Genomic DNA, 26,121 nt, shown 5'->3' on the forward strand with positions numbered 1-26,121 from the left:
ATCGATCACCAGGGGGGTGGGCGCATGGCCGGTGTGCGGCGTGCGTGGCGCGAGACGGTACGGGTGACGCGGGGGGAGGCACCGCCGGGGGTGCGGCGGGAGATCGACGACTTCCTGGGCATCGGACCGGTGCAGGTCGCCGAGCTGGACCTGGACGACGGGCCCGCGGCGGGGGCGGACGGGACCGGCCCGGACGGAACCGGGGGGCGGGCGGTGCTGAAGCCGGGGCCCGGCAGCCCGCCGGTGGCCGCCGGCGCGGTGTTCGTGCTGGTCAGACGGGCGGGCGTACCGGTGGGCACGCTGCTCGGGCAGGTCCCCGAGGGCGCGGACCCGGCGCGCGTGCTGGCCGGGCTCGCGCGGGAGCTGCCCCGGGGCGCGCCGCCCGAGCCGCTGCCCGCGCCGCCGGCCGCCAGTGTCGTGGTCGCCACCCGGGAGCGGGCGGACCAGCTCGCCCGCGCCCTCGACTCGCTGCTCGCGCAGGACCACCCCGACTTCGAGATCGTCGTCGTCGACAACGCGCCCGTGACCGGCGAGACCCGCGAGCTGGTCGGGCGGAAGTACGCCGAGCGGGTGCGGTACGTGTGCGAACCGGTCCCCGGACTGGCCGTCGCCCACAACCGGGGCCTCATGGCGGTCCGGGGCGAGGTGGTCGCCTTCACCGACGACGACGTGGTCGCCGACCCGCGCTGGCTCACCGAACTGACCGCGCCGTTCGCCGCCGACCCGCGGCTCGGCTGCGCCACCGGGCTGATCCTGCCCGCTCGGCTGCGCACCCCCGCCCAGGTGCTCCTGGAGAGCCACGGCGGCTTCGCGAAGGGCTTCGTCCCGCGCACGTACGACCCCGAGCACCCGCCCGCCGACGAGCCGCTGTTCCCGTTCACCGCGGGCCGCTTCGGCTCCGGCGCCAACATGGCCTTCCGTACGGCGGTGCTGCGGGCGGCCGGCGGCTTCGACCCGGCGACCGGCGCGGGCACCCCCGCGCGGGGCGGCGACGACCTCTACGGGTTCGTCCGCGTCCTCGCCCAGGGGCGGCGGCTGCGCTACACGCCCCGCGCGCTGGTCTGGCACCACCACCGCGAGACCTGGCGGGACCTGGAGACCCAGGCGTACGGCTACGGCGCCGGCCTCACCGCCTACCTCACCGCGATCCTGGTGAACCGGCCCGCGCTGCTGCCCGCCTTCCTCGCCCGGGTGCCGGGCGGACTGGCGCACGCCCGGGGCCTGACCGCCGTACGCGCCACCGGCGACGGCGCCGATCCGGGCGCGCGGGCGGGGGCCGCACCGGGCGGGCACGACACCCGCACCCATCCCTGGCCGCGGCGCCTGGCGCGGTTGCAGCGCCGGGGCATGCTGTACGGACCCGTCGGCTATCTGCGGGCCCGGCGTGCGCTGCGCGCGGCCGTGCGGGAGGCGCGATGAGCGGGCCCGGCGGGCCGGGCGGCGGGCACATCCCCGTGTTCCTGTACCACGCGGTGATGGAGGACCCGCCCGCGTGGATCGCCGAGTTCACCGTCACGCCGAAGGAGTTCTCGGCCCATCTGGACGCGATCGTCGACAGCGGCATGACGCCCGTCACGATCAGCGCGCTGGCCGGCCACCTCGCCGGGCGGGCGCCGCTGCCGCCCCGGCCGGTGCTGCTCACCTTCGACGACGGCTTCGCCGATCTCCCCGGCCCCACCGCCGAGGCGCTGGCCGAGCGCGGGCTGCCGGCCACCGCGTACCTCACCACCGGGGCGATCGCGCCGGGCGGTCGCAGTCTGCTGCCGCCCGCCCCGATGATGACGCTGGACGCGGTGGCCGGGCTGGAGCGGGCCGGCATGGAGATCGGCAGCCACACCGTGACGCACGCCCAGCTCGACACCCTGTCCGGCGCGGACCTCGCGCGCGAGCTGCGCGAGTCCAAGGAGGTCCTGGAGGACGCCCTCGGGCACCCGGTCCGGCACCTCGCCTACCCGCACGGCTACAACAGCGCGAAGGTGCGGGCCTCGTCGGCCCGGGCCGGGTACGAGACGGCCACCGCCGTGCGGCACGCGCTCAGTTCGGACCGCGACGAGCGGTACCGCATCGCGCGGCTGATCGTGCGGCGTGCCCACACCGTCACCGACGTGGAGGCCTGGCTGGCGGGCGGCGGCGTACGCGTCGCCCCCTACCGCGACGGTCCGAAGACCGTCGCGTGGCGCTGGTACCGGCGGGGGCGGGCGGTGCTGCGGGGGCCCGAGTTCGCGGGGTAGCCCGCGGAGTGGGGCGACGGTGAAGGTCACTCGCGCGGCTGGTTGAGGTGCGGGTCGGCGGCCACCTCCCGCAGGCTGTCCCACGCCCGGTCGTCGGCCACGGCCAGGTCGCAGTGCGGGCCCGGGTCGCGGTAGTTCCACTGGAGGGCCGCCTTGACGCCCTCCAGGTCCTTGAGCACCCGGGGCACCCCGGCGTACCAGTCCGCCTGCCGGCCCGGCCGCTCCGGGTCGGCGGCGCTGCCGAACTCCGAGAGCATCAGGGGCTTGTCGTCGGAGATGTGGGCGCGGATCCAGTCGTGGGTGGCGTACTGCGTCTGCGCGAAGCTGAGCCAGCCGGTCTTGTGGCAGAGGTAGTAGTTGTACTGGTTGTAGCCGATCCAGTCGACGTACTCGTCGCCCGGGTACATCCGCTCGAACAGGTCGCCGTGGTTCAGGTAGCCGGTGATGATCCAGGTCCACACCACGTTGTCGACGCCCAGTTCGCGGAAGCGGTCGTGGAGGTGGCGGTAGGCGCGGACGTAGTCGGCGGGGGTGCCGTTGTCCGGGGTGCGGGTGTCCATCTCCAGGTCGAAGGAGAGGAACACCTTCCTGCCCGTGCGCTGTCCGTACTCCTTGACGCGCCGGGCCTGGACGTCGATCACGGACTCGTCCAGGTCCCCGGCGGCGATCTCCTTCCAGGTGGGCTGCTGCCCCTTGGTGCCGCCCCACCACTTGCTCTCCCAGGAGAGCAGCAGCATGCGGTCCTCGCCGACGCGCTGCTCCTGCGGGGTGAGGAGCTGCCCCTCCAGCCGGGTCTCCGTGACGGCGGACATGTCGTGGTACGTGTACACGATGTCGAGCCTGCGGCCGACCTTCTCCTCGTACCCCCGGACCTTCGCGGCCAGGTCGGACTTGTCGTGCGGCACGAAGGCGCCGAACCAGGCGCCGCAGGGCGGTTCGAGGAGGGCGGTGGGGCGGCACCGCGGGTCGTCGGCCGGGTCGGCGGGGCCCGAGGCGTCGCGCAGGGCGAGGACCGCGACGAGGACCGCGCAGGTGGCGGCGACCGAGGTGATCAGGAGGCATCGGCGGCGCTTGAGGTGGCCGGGGTGTCCGGTGGGGCCGGAGGGCTTGGGCGGGCGGTGCTGTCCGGTCGTCGAGTCCGCGGTCGTGCGGCGAGCGGGACGGGCGAACCTCACAGGGTGGAACCCTTCCTTGTCGGTGGTGCGGCGCCCGGCGCCGTCCTGGGCGCCGTCCCGGACGCCGGCAGGGCGCGCAGGCTCGGGCAGAAGGCGGCGAGCGTGGTCAGCAGGGTGAGCGTCAGCAGGACGCGGTCGCCGCTGAGGGCCTGCGTGGCGATCAGCGCCGTGGCGACGAGGATCGCGGCGCTGACACTCAGCAGGACGGCCAGTACCAGCTGTTCCAGCAGGTCGGAGTGGCGTTCGAAGGCGGCGTCCCCCGGCTCGTCCGGGGTCTCGGCGCGGCGGGACCGGAGCGCGGGCCCGCAGATCCTGACCAGCGCGGCGCCCGGGCCGACGGCCAGGAAGAGGGCGACCGCCGCGCCGCGCGGCGGGGAACCCCCGGGCAGGGCGAGCGCGGCCAGCGCCAGCCAGCCGGAGAACGGGGGGAGCATTCGGATCACGAGGTCCTGCGGTGTCATGGTGCGTGCCCTCCTCAGCTCGCCGGGTTCAGGACGTAGAGCACGCCCGCGCTGTTCCGCGCGACGCGCTCGAAGCGTGGCGAGTCCGCGACGGACTCCCTCACGCGTCTCAACTGGGCCGCGGTCAACTGGCCGTTCATCTCGGAGTTGGCCATCTGCCCCTGGGTGAGCAGGAAGTAGGCGCGGGCCGGGGCCGCCACGCCGGCCATGTCGCGGGCGAGGACGGCCGCCGGGTCCCGCACGATGTCGTCGACGTGGGTCCGGGTGTCCTCCAGGAACCAGTAGTGGTCGACCCGCCAGTACTGCTCGTAGGCGAGCGGATAGTTGCGGTTGGCGGCGACGACCAGGGAGTTGTCGGGCGCCTGGTCGAAGAGCTGCCGGACGAGCGCCACCTCGCCGGGCGGGAAGTAGTTGACGCGGTCCTTGCCCGAGTAGCTGGGCACGAAGGCGAGCGTGGCGGCGAGCAGCACGAGCGGCGACAGCCACGCGGCGTACCGCAGCCGTGGCAGCGTGGGCGGCGACGGCAGTGACGGCCGTGACCGCGAGAAGGGGCGGCGGCGGGCCGCGGGCTCCGGGTGGGCCTCCCCCGGCGCGGCGGACGGCGTGCGGGCCCCCGGCAGCCGCGCCCCGGGCAGCTGCGCCGCGGGCAGCAGCGCGGCGGCGGCGAAGAAGGCCGCGCCGGGCAGCATGAACATCAGCACCCGGAAGATCATCTCGCTGCCGTAGCTGCTGGCCACGAACATCGGCAGCGGTGCCGCCGCGACCAGCAGCAGCGGCAGCGCCCGCCGCCGCAGCTCCCGCGCCCGCAGTACGCCGGCCAGCGCCAGCAGCAGCACGCAACCCGACAGCAGCCGGGCGGCCCAGGAGGTGGCCACCGCGCCGGTGCCGGTGGGCGTGGACCCGTAGCCGGTCTCGACGTTGGCGCCGATGTCGCCGACGGAACGGATCATGTCGGGCATCGCGGCGGACAGGAAGGGCAGCGCCGCCGTGAGGCACCAGGCCAGGAAGATCACGACCGTGGTGACCAGCGGGATCCAGTCGCGGTGGCCCCGGGTGAGGGCCAGCGCGAGGAGCGTGACGACGAGCATGCCGGGGGTCAGCTGATGCGAGATGACGATGGCGATGACCAGCACGCTGAGCAGCACCGTCCACACCGCCTGCCGCTGCCGGGCGCCGTGGGCGCCGGGCCGGCCGTAGCGGCGCAGGACCACGGCGAGGACGCCCAGGTGCAGGGCGAAGGCGACGGACTGCGGCGAGAAGTAGTCCTGGCCCACCCAGTTGCCGACGCAGAACAGCCACAGGGCGGTCCAGATCAGGCGCCGGTCCCGGGTGAACGTCCGGTAGATCAGCAGCAGCGGCAGCAGGAGCAGCACGCTGGAGACCAGCGGCCACCACGCCATGTACATCGCCGCGTTGTCCACGCCCAGCAGCCGCACCAGGGCGGCCTGCGCCGCGAAGAAGCCGGGCCACTGGTCGTACACGGCCATGTCGCCGAGCCGGTCGGCGCTCTGCAGTCCGCCGGAGGTCAGCAGGTGGTCGATGACCGCGTCGTGCTTCCACGCCCACGCGTACAGCGGGGTCGGGTAGAGCACGGCCTGGGTGGCCCGCTCCATCACCAGCAGGCCCAGGACGTACGCCGCCGGCCAGCCGGCCCGGCGGCGGGGGTCGCGGACGGTGAACCAGAAGCCCGCGGTGAGCACGGCCAGTCCGGCCCAGAACGTGGGGTGCAGCGCGCTGACGAGACCGTAGTCGTCCAGGGCGGAGACATCGGTGTGCCGGACCGCCCAGCCCCACAGCGCGAGCGCCGCGAGCAGCGGAACGGCGGGCCAGGCGGCCACCACCCGGCCCGGCCGCGCGGTGCTCCCCGGGTCCGACGGGGCCGCCTCCTCGCGCGAGGGCGGGCCGGCCGGCTCCCGCGGGGCGCGGGCGTCGCGGGAGTCGTGGGCGGGGGTCTCCCCCGTGTCGGGCACGGGATCCGGTGCTGATCTCTCCCGTGGAGTTGTTGGCGGACGCACGGCGGTTCCCCCCTGGCGGTTCGGCTCTGCGCTTGATCAGTCCTGGGACGTGTCTGTGGGGCTTGCGGGTCTCGTGAAGCTTGCGGGGCTTGCGGGTTTCGTGGGGCTCGTGGTTCTCGTGGGGCTTGTGGGTCGGGTGGACGGGGCAGGTCGGGTGGATTGGGCGGGCCGGGTGGATCCTGAGGTGCTGGGGCCGGTGGTGCTCCCGGCGCCGGCCGGGTCCGGGCGGCGCAGCGACAGCAGTACGGCGGCGAGGCCGAGCAGCAGCAGGAGCGGCGGCGTGACCGGCGCGAGTTCCTGCCGCCAGACCCAGCCGGCCACCGCGGCGAGGTAGAGGAGGCCCCAGCGTCCCGGCCACGGAAGCCGGCCGTCCGCCTTCCCGAGCAGCGTCCACAGCGGCACGAGGCACAGCGGCAGGAGGACGAGCGGCGCCCAGCGCAGCACCGGGCCGGGCCCGTCGAGCCCCAGCGCCTCGGCGAGGAACCGGGCCGCCCTCACGTACAACGCGCCGCCGACCGCCTCCGGTTCACGGCCGAGGGCGACGGGTGCCGCGTACAGCGCGAGCAGGGCCGAGCCCAGCGCGGCGCCGGGCAGCCACGGGTCGAGGCGGACGGACAGGGTCGCCGCCGCGACGAACACCACGAGCAGCACACCGCCCGCGACCAGCGCCGGCAGGGGCAGCCCGCGCAGCAGCTCCCGGCCGGTGAGCCCGGCGGCGGACGCGGACGGGCCCTCCAGCCAGGGCAGTTGACGCACGGCCGCCCAGAACACGGCGGTCGCGGCCGCGGCCAGCAGCCACAGGGCGGGCCTGAGGAAGCGCTCGGGAATCGGGCCGGGCGCGTCGTCGTACCGGGCGGATGGGACGGCCTCGGGGGCGGGGCCGGAGGCGGACGGTGGGGTGCCGTACTCGGGCGGGTGGGCGCTCGCCGGGTCACTGCCGGCCGGGCCAGTGGCCGCCGGGTCCGTGACCGCCGACTCCCTGCCCACCGGGTCCGTGCTCGCCGGGTCCGCGCCCGCCGGCTCGCTGCCCGCCGGGACAGTGCTCGTGGGGTCCGTGCCGGCCGGGTCGCTGCCCGCCGGGCCAGTGGCCGCCGGACCCGTGACCGCCGGCTCCCTGCCCACCCGGTCAGTGCTCGCCGGGTCGCTGCCCGCCGGGTCCGTGCCCGCGGGATCGCTGTCCGCCGGGCCCCTGCCCGCAGGGTCCGTGCCCGCAGGGTCGCTGCCCACCGGGTCCCTGCCCGTCCGGCGCGCGCCGCGGGTGTCCGCGTCGATGCCGGCATGCGCGTCGTCGTCCGTGGCGGGACCGGGGCGGCGGGGCCTGCGGATCACCGCGAGGGTGTCCGCCTCCAGGGCCTCCCGCTCGAAGCCGGGGCGCCCTATGAACAGCGCGACGGTGTCCTCCCCCGACGCGTCCCCGGACCGCCCGTGCTCGTGCGCCGCCCGGCGCGCCCAGCTCGTCCCGTACTCGGCCGGGCCGTACCCGGCGTTGGCGTACCCCGCGGTGGCGTTGAGCCGGACCGGGCCGGTGCCCTGCGAGGTCCCCGGCCTGGGCTTCGGGCGGAGCCCCGGGCCGGCGTCCTCGGCTGCGGCCGGGGCCTCCGGGCGGCCCGCCCCCTCGATGCCCCGCAGCGCGGACCGCAGGCCCGGCGCGCAGCCGAGGGCGACCACCGTCATGCTGCCCAGCACCGCCCAGCCGGCGCCGGAGATCCCGGCCGGTGTGAACAGCACCGCGGCGCTGCCCAGTACCAGGACGCACATGGTGCCCTGCACCGCGGCGAGTACGCCGGTGCGCCCCTGGACGCGCAGCACGCCGATGTACAGCTCGACGACGATCCTCGGCAGCGCCCCGACGGCGAGCAGCCGCAGCACCGTGGAGCCGTGCTCGGCGTAGTCCTCGTCGAAGGGCGCGAGGATCTGCGGGGCGAAGACGACCAGGAAGAGCACCACCGGCACCAGCAGCACCGTCATGCGGCGCAGGGCTCCCCGGATGCCGTCGGCGAGGCGGCGCGGGTCGTGCGAGGCGTGCGCCGTGAGGGAGGAGGCCATGTTGATGGCCATGAACTCCATCGTGCCGCCGACGGTGTAGGCGACGTAGAAGTAGCCGTTCTGCGCGGCGCTGAAGTTGACCGCGACCATTACCGGCAGCAGGTTGATCATCGCCAGGCTGAAGAGCGCGCCCAGGGAGTCACCGGCCAGGAAGCGGCCCATCTCGCGGGCCTTCGGCGGCTCCACGTCGCGGTCGGCCTCGGCCTGGCGCGGGATCAGCCGGCGGAAGATCAGCCAGCCCAGCGGCAGGGTGGAGAAGGCGATGGCCACGGCCCAGGACACGAAGATGCCGAGGACCGGCAGCGAGGTGGCGAAGAGGGCGAGCAGGATCAGCTTGCCGACCGAGAACACCGCGTTCCCCGCGGGCACCCACTCCGCCCTGCGCAGACCGGTCAGCACCCCGTCCTGGAGGGTGAGCAGCGCCCAGGCCACGCACGCCAGGACGAACAGCACGCCCGTCGCCGCCGTGCCCAGCGGGGCGTACGAGGGGCCCCACAGGTCGAGGGTGAGCAGGAAGACCACGGCGGCCACGGCGACCACCACCGAACTCGCCGCGTACGCCCGCCACACCAGCGTCCCGGTGGCCCGTCCGGCGCGCGGCACGAAGCGGACCACGGCGCCGATCATCGTCGTGGCCGTGATGCTGGCGAGCAGTCGCATGGCGGCGATGGCGGCGGAGCCCTGTCCGACGGCCTCCTCCGAGTAGTAGCGGGCGGCCACGAGCCAGAAGCCCAGGCCGAGCACGGCCGAGACGCCGGTGCTGAGCATCAGGAAGTAGGCGTTCTTGAAGAGCGAGTCGCTCCCGTGCCCGCCCTCGGGCAGCTCGGTACCGCGGTCCGCCGGTGGAGCGGCCGCCTCGTGCACCCGGGTCTCAGCCACCGGACGGAACCAACCCCTCCGGCGCCTCGGCGGGCCGTACGCCGGACTCCTCCAGCGCGGCGATCACGGCGCGGGCCCGCAGCGGCTCGACGGGCAGCGCGTGCCGCGCGAACCAGCGGGCGCCCTCCGGAGCGGGCGACGGGTCGGTGAACCCGGCGCCCGCGTAGTCGTCGAGCGGCGGGTCGTAGAGGTAGCCCACGACGATGCCGCGCCGGGCCAGCGCCCGTACCGCCGCGTCCCGGTCGGCCACGAGCAGCGGCACCCGGAACAGCGGCTGCGCCCGTCCGGGCGAGCGGCTCGGTGCCGCCTTCCACGCCGCCGGTCCCGCCCAGGGCGTGGACGTCAGCAGCTCCGTCCCCGCCCGGCTCTCCGCCAGGACGCGGTCCAGCCGGTCGAGTCCGCGTCCGATCCTGCCGAGCCGGAACCGGCCGCCCCGCAGCCGGTAGTCGTGCATGTCGACGCGGACCCAGGGGTCGAAGGCGTCCAGGCCGGGTGCCGAGCGGCCGGCGCGGGCCAGTTCGTCCGGGCGCAGGGGCATCCGGATCTCTTCGCGCTCCATCCGTCCCAACGCCCGCAGGGTGGCCCACGCGGCCCGCCGCAGCCCCAGCCCACGCACGGCGGCCTCCGCGTACGGCCGTACGGCGTAGGCGACTTCGGCCTTCGGGCGGCCGGGCAGCAGCAGGTCCTCGCAGGTCTTGGCCAGCGTCTCGCGCAGTCCCGGGTCGGCGAGCGCGAGGATCCCGCCGGCCTTGGCGCCGACATGCTTGGACAGGCTGAAGACGGAGGCGTCGCCCCAGGCGCCGACCGGGCGGCCGCCCACCTCGCTGCCGATGGCGTGCGCCGCGTCCTCGAACAGCGGGATGCCCAGGGCGTCGCAGCGGGCCCGCAGCCGGGGCGCCGGGTCCGGATTCCCGTACAGGTTGGTCGTCAGTACGGCGGACAGCGTGCCCCAGAGTCCGTCGGGCACGGCGTCGACGTCGATGGAGGCGTCCGACGGGTCGAGCGGCGCCTGCACGGGACGCAGCCCGGCCGCGAGCACCACGAAGAAGATGACGTCGTCGTTGACCGGCGACATCAGCACCCGGCCGCCGGGCGGGCACCAGTGACGCAGCGCCGCGTACAGCCCGAAACGGCATGACGGTACATACACGCATTCCCGGTCGAGCCGGGCGCGCATGGTCTCTTCCAGCCGTCTGCTCGGCCGTGAGCCATCCCGCACCGGACCCGGACCGGCCTCCCCAATGGCCATCCGTTTCCCCCCAGATGCGCCGTCGCAGGCCCCCTCCCCGAGACCTCCCGGCACCCGCCCAGAGTCTCCCTTTTCGCACCGCTCCGTCAAGATTGCGTGGCGGCCTGTGGACAACTTCCCGCACACGGACGGCGACTGAGCGCCACATCGGCGGCGGTGCGCGCGGGCGTGCGCCGACGGCCCGGGGCCCGCTCCCCGGTGGTGTTCCGCGCCACGCGCACCGGCGCGCGGGACGCTCGGCGCACGTCAGAGAGGTTGCGCGCGCCCTCGTCCCCCACATGGAGCCACCTCCCGCGGCACTGCCCAAGACGACCGTGTCACCCGTAACGTGTGGCCAGTCCACGCACCACGTGGCGCACACCGGTCACGTGGCACACGGCGCGCACGGCGCACATGGCGAGCACGAAAGCGAGGCAGCACCCGATGCCCCCCTTCGATGTCCCCGAGGGCGACCCCTTCGGACCGCACAACCTTCCGTACGGCGTGTTCTCGCTCCCCGGCACCGCGGAGCGGACGGTGGGCGTCCGGCTCGGCGACCACGTACTCGACGCGGGCGCGGCGGCCCACGCGCTCGGCTCGCCGTACGCCTCCCTGCTGGCGCGGCCCACCCTGAACCCGCTGCTGGCCGCCGGGCGCACGGCCTGGTCCGACGTGCGGCGCGCGCTGACGGCCTGGGTGACGGTGCCCTCCCACCGCGAGACGCTGGAACCGCTGTTCCACCCGCTGTCGTCGGTGACCCTGCACCTGCCCTTCGAGGTCGCGGACTACGTCGACTTCTACGCGTCCGAGAACCACGCCCGCAACGTCGGCCAGATCTTCCGCCCCGACGCCGCCGACTCCCTCACCCCGAACTGGAAGCACCTCCCGATCGGCTACCACGGCCGCTCCGGCACGGTGTTCGTCTCGGGCACCGACGTCGTACGGCCCTCCGGGCAGCGCAAGGGGCCGGCCGACGCCGCCCCCGTCTTCGGCCCGTCCGTCCGCCTCGACATCGAGGCCGAGGTCGGCTTCGTGGTGGGCGTGCCGTCCGCACCGGGCAGCACGGTCGCGCTCGGCGACTTCCGCGAGCACGTCTTCGGGCTCTGCCTGCTCAACGACTGGTCCGCGCGGGACGTGCAGGCCTGGGAGTACGTCCCCCTCGGCCCGTTCCTCGGCAAGTCCTTCGCCACCTCGGTGTCGGCGTGGATCACACCGCTGGACGCCCTGGACGAGGCCCGGGTGGCGCCCCCCGCGCGCACGCACGAGCTGCTGCCCTACCTGGACGACACGGACGGCGAACACGACGGGCCCGGCGGCTACGACCTGCGGATCTCCGTCGCCGTCAACGGTCACGTCGTCTCCGAGCCGCCGTTCTCCACCATGTACTGGACGGCCGCCCAGCAGTTGGCCCACATGACGGTCAACGGCGCCTCCCTGCGCACCGGCGACCTCTACGGCTCGGGCACGGTGAGCGGACCCGGCGAACGGGAACGCGGGTCGCTGCTCGAACTGACCTGGAACGGCCGCGACGCGCTCGAACTCCCGGACGGCAAGCGGACGTTCCTGGAGGACGGGGACGTGGTGACCCTGTCGGCCTGGGCACCGGGCCCGGACGGGATCCGGGTGGGTCTCGGCGAAGTCACGGGGCGGGTGGTCGGACGGGCGGAATGAGGCCGGTCCGGGTGGCGGCGCGGCTTTCGGAAACGGTGGGCGCCGGCACCTGACTCACACCGTCCGGCGGCGGCATACTGGCGTCGGGCGGTGTGCGCGGGCACTCCGACGCGCGTTTCCGCCCCGCACTGCCAGAGCCGCCCGTCCTCTCGACCAGGATCCGGAGCCAGTGGCATGACCGTCTGCCTGCTCCTGCTGTTCGTCGTCGCCGTGACCGCCGCGGTGCCGGTGCCGCGCGTGCTGACCCGGTCCGCGTGGCCCGAGCGGGACCCCGTCGTCGCGCTCTGGGTGTGGCAGTGCCTGGTCGCCACCGTCCTGCTGTGCTGTCTGACGGCCCTGACCCTCGGTGCCACCGCCGTCTTCGGCACGGTCCGCGCGCAGCTCTTCGCGCCGGCGCCGCCCGCCGTGACCGCCGCGTACGACCTCTCCGCGGGGCCGGCCTGGGCGGCCGGCCTCACCCTGCTGCTGGCGGCCGGCGCCGCCTGGACGACCGCGATGCTGGGCCGCGAACTCGTCGAGGCCCGCAGGCGGCGCGCCCGCTCCCGCGCCCATCTGCGCGAGCGCGCCCCCGACCTGCCCGCCGGGCTGCCCGCCGCGCGCGGTCCGCTGCTGGTCCTGGAGGACGAGTACCCGGACGCCTGGTGGCTGCCGGGCAGTCCGGCGCAGCTGATCGTCACCACGGGCGCCCTGCACCGACTCACCGACCACCAGCTGGACGCCGTACTGACCCACGAACGCGGCCACGCCCGGGCCCGTCACGACTGGCTGCTGCACCTGTCCACCGCCCTGGCCACCGGCTTCCCGCGGGTCCCGCTCTTCGCCCACTTCTGCGACCAGACCCACCGCCTGGTCGAGCTGTCGGCCGACGACACCGCCTCCCGCCGCTGCGGCCACCTCACCACGGCCCTGGCCCTGATCGAGCTGAACCAGCACCGCGGCGTCCTGTCCTGCGCCTCCAGCCACCGCCTCCTCGGCGAGCGCGTCGACCGCCTCCTGGAACCCCCGCCCCGCCTGACCCCGCGCCACCGCGCCCTGACCACGGCGACGGCCGCGCTGGTGCCGCTCGTCCCCCTGCTGATCACCTTCGCCCCGGGCCTGACCGCGCTCACGTAGCTCCCCACGGCCCCCGCCTCCGGCCCACGACGGCGCCGGGCACCTCCGCGAGAGCGGTGGCAGAAGTCCCGGCCCCACCCCCGGAAACCCCAGCTCATCCCCTCGCCCGGCGGAGCACCCGGTGGCGCAACAATCCAGCAACACCACGAACCCCACCCGATCGGTAGGGTTCCAGCCATGCCGCCCACCGACCGCCTCCGCGACCACGCCGGCCAGGGCGCGACCACCGTCGCCGCCCACCGCGCGCGGCGCCGGTTGCGCGCCGACCGGGCCCGCCAGCTCGCCGACCTGATCCGCCGCCAGCTCCTGGACGACGCCTTCCCCGACGGCACGCTCCCCCACGAGGACGTCCTCGCCGCCGACTACGGCGCCACCCGCAACACCGTCCGCCAGGCGCTCGGCCTGCTGCGGGCCGAGGGCCTCGTGGACCGCCAGCCCGGCATCGGGACGGTCGTCGTGGCCCGCAAGTACGCCCACGGACTCGACCGTCTGATGGGCCTCGCGGAGACCCTGCACGAACAGGGCCGCGTCACCAACGAGGTCCGCACCACGGTCCCCGTCCCGGCCCCCGCCCCGGTCGCCGAACGCCTCCGGGTGCCGCCGGGCTCCGACGTCCTGTACATCGAGCGTCTGCGCCGTCTCGGCGGCGTCCCCCTGTCCCTGGACCTCACCTACCTGCCCCTCGACATCGGCACCGCCCTGCTCGGCGCCGACCTGGAGAACACCGACGTCTTCCGGCTCCTGGAGACCGTCACCGGCCGGCCGCTGGGCCACGCCGACATCACCCTGGAGGCGGTGACGGCGGACGCGCACACCGCCGCCGTGCTGGAGGCGCCGCGCGGTACCGCCGTCCTCATGCTGGAACGGCTCACCCACCTCGACGACGGCCGCCCCGTGGACCTGGAGTTCGTCCGCTTCCGCGGCGACCGCATCGCGATGAGCGGCCTGCTGCACCGCTCCCGCTGACACCCCCGCCCGCGCAGCACCGCATCCGAACACCCCTCCCACGCCCCCTCCCTGGAGAGACAGCCATGCCCTTGGCGCCCCAGCGGGCCGACGTGCCCGTGACGATCGACGAGTCGAAGTGCATCACCGGCTGCACCCTCTGCGTGGACATGTGCCCGCTGGACTCCCTGGCCATCGACGAGCGCGACGGCAAGGCCTACATGCACGTCGACGAGTGCTGGTACTGCGGCCCGTGCGCCGCCCGCTGCCCCACCGGGGCGGTCACGGTCAACATGCCCTACCTGCTCCGGTGAGAGGCCGACTGCCATGAAACCGAAACGACCCCCGCTCCCCGCCACCGCGTCCGCGGCCGCCGTCGCCCTGCTCCTCTCCCTCACCGCCTGCGGCGGCGACGCGTCGGCCGGCGGGGACGGCTCCACGGTCACCGTGACCGTCGGCTACCAGTCCCGGACGATCAACACGGTCACCGCAGGCACGCTGCTCCGCTCCCTCGGCCACTTCGAGCGGCAGCTCAACGCCCTCGGCGACGGCGTCACCTACAAGGTGGACTGGCAGGACTACGCCACCGGCGCCCCCATCACCGCCCAGATGACCGCCGGGAAGATCGACATCGGCTCGATGGGCGACTTCCCGCTCCTCATCAACGCGGCCCGCGGCAAGCAGCTCGGCAAGCCGACCCGCCTGGTCTCGGTCACCGGCTACAACCTCCGCGGCGGCCTCAACACCGTGGTGACCGCCCCCGGTTCCCCGCTCACCTCCCTCAAGGACCTCAAGGGCAGGAAGGTCTCGACGAGCGTCGGCTCGGCCGCCGACGGCACGCTCGTCCGCGCCCTGCAACGCGCCGGTCTCGACCCCGACGAGGACATCGAGAAGCTCAACCAGCAGCCCGCGGTGGGCGCCTCGGCGCTCTCCTCGGGCAGCGCCGACGCCCTGTCCCAGTTCGTCGCCTGGCCCGGTCTGCTCGCCCACCAGGGCAAGGCGAAGGCCCTGTACGACGGCGCCCGGCTCGGCCTGCCCACCTTCCACGGCGTCGCCGCCCGCGAGGACTTCGCGAAGGAGCGGCCCGCCGTGCTGGAGGCGTTCCTCAGGGCCCAGGCGCAGGCGACCGACTACCTCGACGCGCATCCGGTGGCCGCCGCCGAGAAGGTCGCCGAGGCCACCGGCCTGCCCGCCGAGGCCGTCTACCTCTACAACGGCGCGCAGGGCATCGCCACCTTCGACCCGGCGATCAGGCCCTCGCTCGTCGCCGCCCTCGAGAAGGACGTGGCGATCCTCAAGGACGCCCGGCTCACCGGCGACGTGGACGTGGACGCCTTCGTCGACGACCGGTACGTGAAGAAGGCGCTCGGCCCCGCCGCCTACGCCCGGCACCTCGCCGCCGGTCCCCCGGAGCCGGCCGGAGAGGTCTGGCCGAAGGGCGCCGCCAAGACCCTCCCCTTCACCTCCGCGCGGTCCCTGCTGAAGTACGTGGCCGCCCACCGCGACCAGGTGCGCGCCGCCTACGTCCCGGACGCCACCACCGGCACCCTGTGGTTCGCCGACCGGTCGGTGTGGGTGGCCGACGGCGACGAACTCCTGCCCTTCGTCACGCCGGAGAACGCCCGCGACCACATCGCCGGGCACGGCGGAGCGCGCGTCGTCCCGTACGCCGAGGCGCTGGAGCGGGCGTCGTGATCCGGTACGCGCTGCGCGTCCTCTCGCTCGCCGCCGCCCTCGGCCTCTGGCAGGTGCTGACCAGCCGGGACGTCGACCTGTGGCTGCGCTTCTCGCAGTTCCCCACGGTGACCGACGTGGCCCGCGCCTTCGCCGACCGGCTCGCGGGGCCCGACTACTGGACGGACCTCACCGACAGCCTCACCCGCATCCTCACCGGCTTCCTGCTCGCCGCCGTGCTCGGGGTGGCCACCGGTGTGCTCGTGGCCCGGTCGCGGCTCGCCGAGGACCTGCTCGGCCCGGTGCTGGAGGTGATCCGTCCCGTCCCCGCGATCGCCCTCGTCCCCGTGGCGATCCTCATGTTCCCCTCCAACGAGCAGGGCATCGTCTTCATCACCTGCACGGCCGCCTTCTTCCCGGTGCTGGTCTCCACCCGGCACGCGGTGCGCGCGCTCACCCCGACCTGGGAGGAGGCCGTGCGCACCATGGGCGGCGGGCGGTGGCGGGTGCTCGCCTCGGTGGTCCTGCCGGGCGCGCTGCCCGGCGTGTTCGGCGGGCTGTCGGTCGGCATCGGCGTCTCGTGGATCTGCGTGATCTCCGCCGAGATGATCTCCGGCCAGTACGGCGTCGGCTACCGCACCTGGCAGGACTACACGGTCGTCGACTACCCGGGCGTCTTCGTCGGCATGGTCACCATCGGCGTGCTCGGCTGGCTGACCTCGACCGCCGTGGAACTCCTGGGCCGCCGCCTGACGCACTGGCTGCCCCGCACGGCGTACGTCCCCGCCGCCCGCCCCCGGTCCGCGCGGCGGCGGACCGGCGCGACTGCGCCCGCCGAGACCGCCGCCGCCCCGCCCGCGGGCCCTGGCGCCCCACCCGCGGACACCGCCGCCGCGCCCACGCACACCGACTCCGAGGAGGCACGCGATGAGCACCTCGTCCGAGACTGAGACCGGGGCCGGGACCGGGACCGGGACCGGGACGGGAACGGATACCGAGGCCGGAACCCCGACGGGAGCGGAGACCGGGGCGGAGACCGCGCCCGGCACCAAGAGCGCGAGCAGGACCCTGACCCCACCTCGCGGCACCCGCCTCGCCCTGCGCGACGCCACCCTCGGCCGCCCCGGCGCCATCGCGCTGACCGGTGTGGACGTGGACGTCTCCCCCGGCGAGATCCTCGCCGTCGTCGGCCCGTCGGGCTGCGGCAAGTCGACCCTGCTGCGCACCCTGGCGGGACTGCTGGCACCGCTGTCCGGAGCGGCGGAACAGGACGGGCACCCGATCACCGGCCCCGGAGCGGACCGCGCGCTGGTCTTCCAGGAGGACGCCCTCCTGCCCTGGCGCACCCTCCGCGCCAACGTCGAACTCCCCCTCGCCATCCAGGGCCGGCCCCGCGCCGAACGCCGCGAGCGGGCGACCGCCTGGCTGGACCGGGTCGGACTGACCGCGCAGGTTCGGCAGTTGCCGCACCGCGTCTCCGGCGGGCAGCGCCAGCGCGCCCAGCTGGCCCGCGCCCTGGCCGGACGCCCCCGCGCCGTCCTGATGGACGAACCCTTCGGCGCCCTCGACGCCCAGACCCGGGCCGGCATGCAGGACCTGCTGGTCGAAGCGTTGCACGGCACCGGCGCCACCGTCGTCTTCGTCACCCACGACGTGGACGAGGCCCTGTTCCTGGGCGACCGGGTGGCCCTGCTCGGCGCCGGCCGCCTCACCGCCGTACGCGAGGTCCCCCGGCCCCGGGAACGCGCCGCGCACGACGATCCGGCCCGGACGGCGCTGCGGCACGACGTACTGACATCCCTCGGCACCTGAAAGGCCCTCTGGTGGAGATCCCCCCGCTCGACGACGCCGAAGAACTCTCCTGCGACGTCCTCGTCATCGGCGGCGGCACCGCCGGCACGATGGCGGCCCTGACCGCGGCCGAGCACGGCGCGAACGTACTGCTGCTGGAGAAGGCCCACGTCCGGCACTCCGGCGCCCTCGCCATGGGCATGGACGGCGTCAACAACGCGGTCGTCCCCGGCCGCGCCGAACCCGACGACTACGTCGCCGAGATCACCCGCGCCAACGACGGCATCGTCGACCAGTCCACCGTCCGCCAGACCGCCACCCGCGGCTTCGCCATGGTCCAGCGGCTGGAGTCGTACGGCGTGAAGTTCGAGAAGGACGAGCACGGCGACTACGCGGTCCGGCAGGTGCACCGCTCCGGCTCCTACGTGCTGCCGATGCCGGAGGGCAAGGACGTCAAGAAGGTCCTGTACCGGCAGTTGCGGCGGCGCGAGATGCGGGAGCGGATCCGCATCGAGAACCGCGTGATGCCGGTCCGGGTGCTGACCGCCGACGGGCGGGCGGTGGGCGCGGCCGGCTTCAACACCCGCACGGGCGCCTTCGTGACCGTCCGGGCCGGCGCGGTGATCCTCGCGACCGGCGCCGCCGGCCGGCTGGGCCTGCCCGCCTCCGGCTACCTCTACGGCACCTACGAGAACCCCACCAACGCCGGTGACGGCTACGCCATGGCCTACCACGCGGGCGCGGAGCTGACCGGCATCGAGTGCTTCCAGATCAACCCGCTGATCAAGGACTACAACGGACCCGCCTGCGCCTACGTCGCCAACCCCTTCGGCGGCTACCAGGTCAACCGGCACGGCGAGCGCTTCGTCGACTCCGACTACTGGTCGGGCCAGATGATGGCCGAGTTCGCCGCGGAGGTGGCCGGCGACAACGGACCGGTCTACCTGAAGCTCAGCCACCTGCCCGAGGAGTCCGTCTCCGCCCTGGAGTCGATCCTGCACTCGACGGAGCGCCCGACCCGCGGCACCTTCCACGCGGGCCGCGGCCACGACTACCGCACCCACGACGTCGAGATGCACATCTCCGAGATCGGCCTGTGCGGCGGCCACTCCGCCTCCGGTGTCCGGGTGGACGACCACGCCCGCACCACGGTCCCCCGCCTCTACGCCGCCGGCGACCTGGCCTGCGTGCCGCACAACTACATGATCGGCGCGTTCGTCTTCGGCGACCTGGCGGGCGCGGACGCCTCCCGGTACACCGCGTACGCGGGCGAACTGCCCTCCGAGCAGCTGCGCGAGGCGCACGAGCTGGTCTACGGCCCGCTGCGCAACCCCGACGGCCCGCCGCAGCCCCAGGTCGAGTACAAGCTGCGCCGCTTCGTCAACGACTACGTGGCCCCGCCGAAGTCCGGCGCCCGGCTGTCGCTGGCCCTGGAGTCCTTCGAGCGGATGCGGGCGGACATCGCGTCGATGGGCGCGCGCACCCCGCACGAGCTGATGCGCTGCGCCGAGGTCTCCTTCATCCGCGACTGCGCGGAGATGGCCGCGCGGGCCTCGCTGGCCCGCACCGAGTCCCGCTGGGGGCTCTACCACCAGCGGGTCGACCTCCCCGAGCGCGACGACACCGCCTGGTTCCACCATCTCGACCTGCACAAGTCCCCCTCCGGTGCGATGGAGTTCACGGCCCGTCCCGTGGCTCCCTATCTGGTGCCGGTCGACGAGTTCCGCCCGGCCGGCGGTGCCTCCAGGCACCTCGGCGAGGTGCACCCGGAGCAGGTGGCGACGGCGGGCCCGCGCGACGCGGCGCCCCGCGCTGCGACCGCGGCGCCCCCGGCCACCGGGGACGGAGGCCCCACCCCGGCCCGGCCCACCGCGACGGCCTCGCCCCGCCTCCTCGAACTCCTCGCCCTGGCCGACGAGCAACCCGGGCTCACCGGCCTGAGGCCCTACCTGACCGACCCCGACCCCGCGGTCCGGCGCACGGCCGTCGCCGTGCTCACGGAGAGCGTCCCCGCCGGGAGCGGCCCGGTGCTGGCCGCCGCCCTGTCCGACGCGGACGGCGAGGTGCGCGCCGCCGCGGCCGCCTCGCTGCGCGAACTGGCCGACACCCTGTCGCCCGAACCGGCCCTGGCGAAACCCTTGGCGGAGGCGCTGGCCCAGGACGACCCGGTGGTCCGCGCCACCGCCCTGGACCTGCTGCGCATCCTGCGGCTGGGCGAGACCGGCACCTTCGGCGCGCACCTCGGCGACCCGGACCCCGCGGTGCGCATCGAGGCGGTGCGGGGGCTGGTCTCGCTGGACGACGCGCGGGCGCTCTCCCCGGCCGCCGACGACCCGTCCCGCGAGGTCCGGGTCACCGTCGCCAAGGCGCTGGGGACGCTGCGGGCGCCCACCGGCACCGGGAGCGCGCTCGACCGGCTCACCGCGGATCCCGACGCCCTGGTCCGCGGCGCGGCCTTCGCCGCCCTGGCCAGGACCGGGTGCCCGGCCCCGCTGGCGGCACGGGCGGTCGCCGCCCTGGCCGACCCCGCCTGGCAGGTCAGGGCGGGGGCGGCCGGAGCGCTGTCCGCGGCGGACCCCGGCAGCGCGGTCCCCGTCCTCGCCGAGGCCCTCGCCGATCCGAACGCCGACGTGCGCAAGGCGGCCGTCCTGGCCCTGACCCGGCACGCGGACGCAACGCCGGACGCCCGGTCGGCACTCGCCGCGGCGACGGACGACAGCGACGCCGACGTCAGGGCGTACGCGGCTCGCGCCCTGTGAGGCGCCGGGCCGGCCGGTGGCCGGGAGGCCGGGCCGCGTCCCCTATATCCAGTCCTCGGGCTCCGGGTCGGGCTCGGTGTCGGGCCAGTCGTCCGGGCCGTCCCCGGCGTCGCCGCCCGGGGCGGGAGCCGCCTGGGCCGCACCCGACAGTCCGGCCAGGACGGCGACGACCCCCTCCCCGTAGGTCGCGAGCTTCTTCTCACCGACGCCGCTGATACCGCCGAGCTGCGCGACGGAGGTGGGCCACACCGTGGCGATCTCCCTGAGCGTCGCGTCGTGGAAGATCACGTAGGCCGGGACGCCCTGCTCGCGGGCGCGCTCGGCACGCCAGGCGCGCAGTGCCTCGAACGCCGGCTGCAGTTCCTCGGGCAGCTCGGCCACCGCGGCCTTGGCCTTGCGCTCGCCGCGCGTGCCCGTCCCGCGCGCGGACGCCGGCTTCTTGGGCTCCTTGCGCAGCGGCACCTCCCGCTCCCGGCGCAGCACCGCCCCGCTGTCGTCGGTCAGCACCAGCGTGCCGTACTCCCCCTCGACGGCGAGGAGGCCCTGGGCGAGCAGCTGCCGGGCGACGCCCCGCCACTCGCTCTCGGCGAGGTCCTCGCCGATGCCGAACACGGAGAGCTGGTCGTGGTCGAACTGGATGACCTTGGCGGTGCGCTTGCCCAGCAGGATGTCGATGATCTGCCCGGCGCCGAACTTCTGCCCGCGCTCCCGCTTCAGCCGCACCACCGTGGACAGCACCTTCTGCGCCGCGACCGTGCCGTCCCAGGTCTCCGGCGGGGTGAGGCAGGTGTCGCAGTTCCCGCAGCCGGCCGGGTCCGGCTCCTGGCCGAAGTAGGCGAGGAGCTGGCCGCGGCGGCAGCGGACGGTCTCGCACAGCGCGAGCATGGAGTCCAGGTGGGACTGGGCCCGGCGGCGGAAGGCCTCGTCGCCCTCCCCCGACTGGATCAGCTTGCGCTGCTGCACGACGTCGTTGAGCCCGTACGCCATCCACGCCGTCGACGGGAGTCCGTCGCGGCCGGCGCGGCCGGTCTCCTGGTAGTACCCCTCGACCGACTTCGGCAGGTCGAGGTGGGCGACGAAGCGGACGTCGGGCTTGTCGATGCCCATGCCGAAGGCGATGGTCGCCACCACCACCAGGCCCTCCTCCCGCAGGAAGCGGGACTGGTGGGCGGCGCGGGTGCCGGCGTCGAGGCCCGCGTGGTACGGCACCGCCTCCACACCGTTGCGGGAGAGGAACTCGGCGGTCTTCTCGACCGAGTTGCGCGAGAGGCAGTACACGATGCCCGCGTCGCCCGCGTGCTCCTCGCGCAGGAAGTGCAGCAGCTGCTTCCTGGGGTCCGTCTTCGGCACGATCCGGTACTGGATGTTGGGGCGGTCGAAGCTGGCCACGAAGTGCCGCGCCGTCGGCATGTTCAGCCGCTCGGTCAGCTCGCGGTGGGTGGCGTGGGTGGCCGTCGCCGTCAGCGCGAGCCGCGGGACCTCCGGCCAGTGCTCGCCGAGCAGCGACAGGGCGAGGTAGTCGGGGCGGAAGTCGTGGCCCCACTGCGAGACGCAGTGCGCCTCGTCGATGGCGAACAGCGAGATCTTGCCGCGGGAGAGCAGGTCGAGGGTGCCCTGGAGGCGCAGCCGCTCGGGGGCCAGGTAGAGCAGGTCCAGCTCGCCGGCGAGGAACTCGGCCTCCACCACGCGCCGCTCGTCGAAGTCCTGCGTGGAGTTCATGAAGCCGGCCCGCACGCCCAGGGCCCGCAGCGCGTCCACCTGGTCCTGCATGAGCGCGATGAGCGGCGAGACCACGATGCCGGTGCCGGGCCTGACCAGGGCCGGAATCTGGTAGCACAGCGACTTGCCGGCGCCGGTGGGCATGAGCACGACGGCGTCGCCGCCCGCCACCACGTGGTCGACGACCTCTTCCTGCTCGCCGCGGAACGATTCGTACCCGAAGACCCGGTGCAGCGTGGCCAGCGCCTCGCTGCGCCCGCCGTCCCCGGCCCCGGTCACTGCCGCCTCTGCCATCTCGCCGATCACACCCGTCCCGCCCATCGTCCCGTCCCCCGTACGTCTTGCCTGGTCCGTCCGGTCCGCCTTGTCCATCCGGCCCGTCCTGTCCCGACCACTGCCTCAACGATAGGGGGCGGCGCCGACAGTCTGGGAGTTATCCACAGGCTTCGGCGGTCGCCGTCCGTTACCTTTCGCTAGCCTGAAGTGACAACAATCGCTCCTGTCGACGGGCATTCATGAAAGTGGCATCCGAGGCCTCGCTGCCTGACTGGCCGGACCCTCCCGCCGGGGGCTGGACCGCTGACGATCTGGACCGTCTGCCCAACCTGCCCCCGCATACGCAGCTGATCGATGCCGGACTCGTCTTCCCCTGCCCGCAATCGATCTTTCATGAGCGGGCAACATCCTTCTTCGGTCGACAGCTCGCCGTAGCTGCGCCGCAGGGACTCGATGTCCTGTGCAGATTCAGCATCGACGTGGACCGGCAGAACAGGTTGGAGCCGGATGCGCTGCTGCTGCACGAAGAAGCGCTGACAGGTCCCGACCAGACCCGCGTCCCGGCGACGGCCGTAGTGCTGGCCGTGGAGGTCGTCTCGCCGGACTCCGTCACCCGCGACCGCGAGACCAAGCCCCTCAAGTACGCCCGCGCCGGTATCCGCCACTACTGGCGCGTCGAGAACGAGAAGAGCCTCGCCGTCGTCCACGCCTTCGAGCTGGAGCCCACCACCGGCGCCTACACCAGCGTCGGCATCTTCCGTGAGCGCATGAAGCTGAGCGCCCCGTTCCCGATGGATCTGGACCTCACCGCCATCAAGGCACGCCGCGGCGGCGAGTAGCCCCCCGCACACACGACGGCGGCCCGGCACCTCCGAGGGGTGCCGGGCCGCCGTCTCAAGCACAGCAGGCGCCGCGTCAGCGCACGAACACCCCCGCCTGGCCGGCCAGGTCCAGGAAGTACTGCGGTGCCACTCCCAGGACCACCGTGACCGCGACGCCGACGCCGATCGCCGTCATCGTCAGCGGGGACGGGACCGCCACCGTCGGGCCCTCCGGCCGGGGCTCGCTGAAGAACATCAGGACGATCACGCGGATGTAGAAGAACGCCGCGATCGCCGACGAGATCACGCCGATGACCACCAGCGGGGCCGCGCCGCCCTCCGCCGCCGCCTTGAAGACGGCGAACTTGCCCGAGAACCCGGAGGTCAGCGGGATGCCCGCGAAGGCCAGCAGGAAGATCGCGAACACCGCCGCCACCAGCGGTGACCTGCGGCCGAGCCCGGCCCACTTGGACAGGTGCGTCGCCTCGCCGCCCGCGTCGCGCACCAGCGTCACCACGGCGAAGGCGCCGATCGTGACGAAGGAGTACGCGGCCAGGTAGAAGAGGACGGACGAGATGCCGTCCGGCGTGGTCGCGATGACACCGGCGAGGATGAAGCCGGCGTGCGCGATCGACGAGTACGCCAGCAGCCGCTTGATGTCGGTCTGCGTGATCGCGACGATCGCGCCGGCCAGCATGGTGACGATCGCCACGGCCCACATCACCGGCCGCCAGTCCCAGCGCAGGCCGGGCAGCACGACGTAGAGGATGCGCAGCAGCGCGCCGAAGGCGGCCACCTTGGTCGCCGCCGCCATGAAGCCGGTCACCGGAGTCGGCGCCCCCTGGTACACGTCCGGCGTCCACATGTGGAACGGCACCGCGCCCACCTTGAACAGCAGGCCCATCACGATCAGCGCGGAGCCGACGAGGAGCAGCGCGTCGTTGCCCATGGTGTCGGCGAGCGCCGGGGTGACGTTCTGCACGGTGCCGTCGACCACCTGGGCGATCGTGCCGTACGACATGGAGCCCGCGTAGCCGTAGAGCAGGGCGATGCCGAACAGGGTGAACGCCGAGGCGAACGCGCCGAGCAGGAAGTACTTGACCGCCGCTTCCTGCGACATGAGCCGCTTGCGGCGGGCCAGCGCGCACAGCAGGTACAGCGGGAGGGAGAAGACCTCCAGGGCGACGAAGAGCGTCAGCAGGTCGTTGGCGGCCGGGAAGACCAGCATGCCGGCGACCGCGAACAGCAGGAGCGGGAAGACCTCCGTGGTGGCGAAGCCCGCCTTGACCGCCTTCTGCTCGCTCTCGCTGCCCGGCACCGCGGCGGCCTGCGCGGCGAAGGAGTCGACGCGGTTGCCGTGCGCCTCCGGGTCGAGCCGCCGCTCGGCGAAGGTGAACAGACCGACCAGCGCCGCCAGCAGGATCGTGCCCTGGAGGAACAGGGCGGGTCCGTCGACGGCGACGGCGCCCATGGCCGCGATGCCCGCCTTGGTCGTGCCGTATCCGCCCGCAGCGAGGGCGACGACCGCGGCGAAGGCGGCGACCAGGGCGACGGCCGACACGAACATCTGCACGTAGTAACGGGCCCGGCGCGGCACGAAGGCCTCGACCAGGATCCCGACGATCGCCGCGCCGACGATGACGAGGGTGGGCGCCAGCTGCCCGTACTCGATCTTCGGCGCGTCGATCTTGGCGATCGGGTCGGCCGCCGTTGTCCACAGGCTGTGGACGGCTGTTGCGCTCACTTGGCCGCCTCCACCTCAGGCTGGGGGTCCTTCTTGTGTACGTCGGACATGGTCTGCTCCACCGCGGGGTTGACGATGTCCGTCACGGGCTTCGGGAAGACGCCCAGGAAGATCAGCAGCGCCACCAGCGGTGCCACGACCACCAGTTCGCGCACCCGCAGGTCCGGCATCGCGGACACCTCCGGCTTCACCGGGCCCGTCATCGTCCGCTGGTAGAGAACGAGGGTGTAGAGCGCGGCGAGGACGATGCCGAAGGTGGCGATGATGCCGATCACCGGATAGCGCGTGAACGTGCCGACCAGGACCAGGAACTCACTGACGAAGGGCGCGAGCCCCGGCAGCGACAGGGTCGCGAGGCCGCCGATCAGGAAGGTGCCGGCGAGTACCGGCGCCACCTTCTGCACCCCGCCGTAGTCGGCGATGAGCCGCGAGCCGCGCCGCGAGATCAGGAAGCCGGCGATCAGCATCAGCACCGCGGTCGAGATGCCGTGGTTGACCATGTACAGCGTCGCGCCGGACTGGCCCTGGCTGGTCATCGCGAAGATGCCCATGATGATGAAGCCGAAGTGCGAGATCGACGCGTACGCGATCAGCCGCTTGATGTCGCGCTGGCCGACCGCGAGCAGCGCGCCGTAGATGATGCTGACCACCGCCAGGACCAGGATGACCGGCGTCGCCCACTTGCTGGCCTCCGGGAAGAGCTGGAGGCAGAAGCGGAGCATCGCGAAGGTGCCGACCTTGTCGACGACCGCCGTGATCAGCACGGCGACCGGCGCGGTCGACTCCTGCATGGCGTTGGGCAGCCAGGTGTGCAGCGGCCACAGCGGCGCCTTCACCGCGAAGGCGAAGAAGAAGCCGAGGAAGAGCCAGCGCTCCGTGCTGGTCGCCATGTCGAGTTCGCCGCTCGCGCGGGCCGCCGCGATCTCGGTCAGCGAGAAGTTCCCGGCGACCACGTACAGCCCGATCACCGCGGCCAGCATGATCAGACCGCCGGCCAGGTTGTAGAGGAGGAACTTCACCGCCGCGTACGACCGCTGGGTGGCGGCGGTCTGCTCGCCGTGCGCGTGGGCCCGGTCCCCGAAGCCGCCGATGAGGAAGTACATCGGGATGAGCATGGCTTCGAAGAAGATGTAGAAGAGGAAGACGTCGGTGGCCTCGAAGGAGATGATCACCATCGCCTCGACGGCCAGGATCAGGGCGAAGAAGCCCTGCGTCGGCCGCCACCGGCTGCTGCCGGTCTCCAGCGGGTCGGCGTCGTGCCAGCCCGCGAGGATGATGAACGGGATCAGCAGCGCGGTCAGCGCGATCAGCGCCACCGCGATGCCGTCGACGCCCAGTTCGTACCGGACGCCGAAGTCGGCGATCCAGGCGTGCGACTCGGTGAGCTGGTAGCGGTCGCCGCCCGGGTCGAAGCGGACCAGTACCGCGATCGCCAGGGCGAGCGTGGCCAGCGAGACGAGCAGCGCGAGCCATTTGGCCGCGGTGCGTTTCGCGGCCGGCACGGCGGCCGTGGCGATCGCCCCGACGGCCGGGAGGGCCGCCGTGACTGTCAGCAGGGGAAAGGACATCGGTA

General features: G+C 74.0%; 19 protein-coding genes. 11 read left to right on the top strand and 8 right to left on the bottom strand.

Features of this window, described 5'->3' with window-relative positions:
* Nucleotides 1-24 precede the first annotated feature (24 nt).
* A complete protein-coding gene (locus tag IE108_RS19445) occupies nt 25-1,419 on the top strand; it encodes a glycosyltransferase family 2 protein (protein WP_189397706.1) in 1,395 nt (464 codons plus the stop codon).
* Complete coding sequence (locus IE108_RS19450) at nt 1,416-2,231, top strand: polysaccharide deacetylase family protein (RefSeq protein WP_229852156.1); 816 nt, start codon at nt 1,416-1,418, stop codon at nt 2,229-2,231. Before IE108_RS19445 ends, IE108_RS19450 begins: the two co-directional genes overlap by 4 nt.
* A 26-nt stretch (nt 2,232-2,257) precedes the next feature.
* Here the strand turns inward: IE108_RS19450 and IE108_RS19455 are convergent, their stop codons facing one another.
* The 5 genes from IE108_RS19455 to IE108_RS19475 all read right to left on the bottom strand — a co-directional run bounded on the left by IE108_RS19455 (nt 2,258) and on the right by IE108_RS19475 (nt 10,056).
* Entirely contained in the window at nt 2,258-3,406 is a 1,149-nt protein-coding gene (locus IE108_RS19455) for a glycosyl hydrolase (RefSeq protein WP_064729283.1), read from the bottom strand.
* Nucleotides 3,403-3,867, bottom strand: a complete 465-nt coding sequence (locus tag IE108_RS19460; RefSeq protein ID WP_064729282.1) for a hypothetical protein — start codon at nt 3,865-3,867, stop codon at nt 3,403-3,405. Before IE108_RS19460 ends, IE108_RS19455 begins: the two co-directional genes overlap by 4 nt.
* A gap of 14 nt (nt 3,868-3,881) precedes the next feature.
* Nucleotides 3,882-5,708 carry a glycosyltransferase gene (locus IE108_RS19465; RefSeq protein WP_373297013.1) on the bottom strand — a complete coding sequence of 609 codons (1,827 nt, stop codon included), beginning with the start codon at nt 5,706-5,708 and terminating at the stop codon, nt 3,882-3,884.
* Nucleotides 5,709-5,918: 210 nt separating this feature from the next.
* Nucleotides 5,919-8,807, bottom strand: a complete 2,889-nt coding sequence (locus tag IE108_RS34850; protein WP_229852160.1) for a lipopolysaccharide biosynthesis protein — start codon at nt 8,805-8,807, stop codon at nt 5,919-5,921.
* Entirely contained in the window at nt 8,800-10,056 is a 1,257-nt protein-coding gene (locus tag IE108_RS19475) for a DegT/DnrJ/EryC1/StrS family aminotransferase (RefSeq protein ID WP_079163626.1), read from the bottom strand. The genes IE108_RS34850 and IE108_RS19475 overlap by 8 nt, the downstream gene beginning before the upstream one ends.
* A 423-nt stretch (nt 10,057-10,479) precedes the next feature.
* Here IE108_RS19475 and fahA point away from each other — a divergent pair, with 423 nt between their 5' ends.
* From fahA to IE108_RS19515, 8 genes are all read left to right on the top strand, one after another.
* Nucleotides 10,480-11,706, top strand: a complete 1,227-nt coding sequence (fahA, locus tag IE108_RS19480) for a fumarylacetoacetase (protein WP_064729279.1) — start codon at nt 10,480-10,482, stop codon at nt 11,704-11,706.
* Nucleotides 11,707-11,880: 174 nt separating this feature from the next.
* Nucleotides 11,881-12,819, top strand: coding sequence for a M56 family metallopeptidase (locus IE108_RS19485; protein ID WP_064729278.1), 939 nt, complete (start codon nt 11,881-11,883; stop codon nt 12,817-12,819).
* Between the two features lie 177 nt (nt 12,820-12,996).
* Nucleotides 12,997-13,785 (top strand): GntR family transcriptional regulator, encoded by a 789-nt coding sequence (locus IE108_RS19490; protein WP_064729277.1) that lies wholly within the window; start codon nt 12,997-12,999, stop codon nt 13,783-13,785.
* A gap of 65 nt (nt 13,786-13,850) precedes the next feature.
* Nucleotides 13,851-14,078, top strand: a complete 228-nt coding sequence (locus IE108_RS19495; RefSeq protein ID WP_064729276.1) for a 4Fe-4S dicluster domain-containing protein — start codon at nt 13,851-13,853, stop codon at nt 14,076-14,078.
* Nucleotides 14,079-14,091: 13 nt separating this feature from the next.
* Nucleotides 14,092-15,459, top strand: coding sequence for an ABC transporter substrate-binding protein (locus tag IE108_RS19500; protein ID WP_064729275.1), 1,368 nt, complete (start codon nt 14,092-14,094; stop codon nt 15,457-15,459).
* A complete protein-coding gene (locus IE108_RS19505) occupies nt 15,456-16,388 on the top strand; it encodes an ABC transporter permease (protein ID WP_064729274.1) in 933 nt (310 codons plus the stop codon). Before IE108_RS19500 ends, IE108_RS19505 begins: the two co-directional genes overlap by 4 nt.
* Complete coding sequence (locus tag IE108_RS19510) at nt 16,366-17,250, top strand: ABC transporter ATP-binding protein (protein ID WP_079163625.1); 885 nt, start codon at nt 16,366-16,368, stop codon at nt 17,248-17,250. The genes IE108_RS19505 and IE108_RS19510 overlap by 23 nt, the downstream gene beginning before the upstream one ends.
* An 11-nt stretch (nt 17,251-17,261) precedes the next feature.
* Entirely contained in the window at nt 17,262-19,988 is a 2,727-nt protein-coding gene (locus tag IE108_RS19515; RefSeq protein WP_064729273.1) for a fumarate reductase/succinate dehydrogenase flavoprotein subunit, read from the top strand.
* Between the two features lie 42 nt (nt 19,989-20,030).
* Here the strand turns inward: IE108_RS19515 and recQ are convergent, their stop codons facing one another.
* Nucleotides 20,031-22,028: a DNA helicase RecQ gene (recQ, locus tag IE108_RS19520; protein ID WP_064731915.1), complete on the bottom strand. Its 1,998-nt coding sequence runs from the start codon at nt 22,026-22,028 to the stop codon at nt 20,031-20,033.
* A 194-nt stretch (nt 22,029-22,222) separates the two neighbouring features.
* Between recQ and IE108_RS19525 the strand changes: the two genes are divergently transcribed.
* A complete protein-coding gene (locus IE108_RS19525; protein WP_064729272.1) occupies nt 22,223-22,822 on the top strand; it encodes a Uma2 family endonuclease in 600 nt (199 codons plus the stop codon).
* A 76-nt stretch (nt 22,823-22,898) separates the two neighbouring features.
* On the opposite strand, the gene nuoN is transcribed toward IE108_RS19525, so the two are convergent.
* Together nuoN and IE108_RS19535 are read right to left on the bottom strand one after the other, a co-directional pair.
* Nucleotides 22,899-24,548 carry an NADH-quinone oxidoreductase subunit NuoN gene (nuoN, locus tag IE108_RS19530; protein ID WP_064729271.1) on the bottom strand — a complete coding sequence of 550 codons (1,650 nt, stop codon included), beginning with the start codon at nt 24,546-24,548 and terminating at the stop codon, nt 22,899-22,901.
* On the bottom strand, nt 24,545-26,116 hold the full coding sequence (locus IE108_RS19535) for an NADH-quinone oxidoreductase subunit M (protein WP_064729270.1): 1,572 nt from the start codon (nt 26,114-26,116) through the stop codon (nt 24,545-24,547). Before IE108_RS19535 ends, nuoN begins: the two co-directional genes overlap by 4 nt.
* Nucleotides 26,117-26,121: the final 5 nt, after the last annotated feature.

It is taken from the genome of Streptomyces parvulus (assembly GCF_014648855.1).
GTDB lineage: Bacteria > Actinomycetota > Actinomycetes > Streptomycetales > Streptomycetaceae > Streptomyces > Streptomyces parvulus.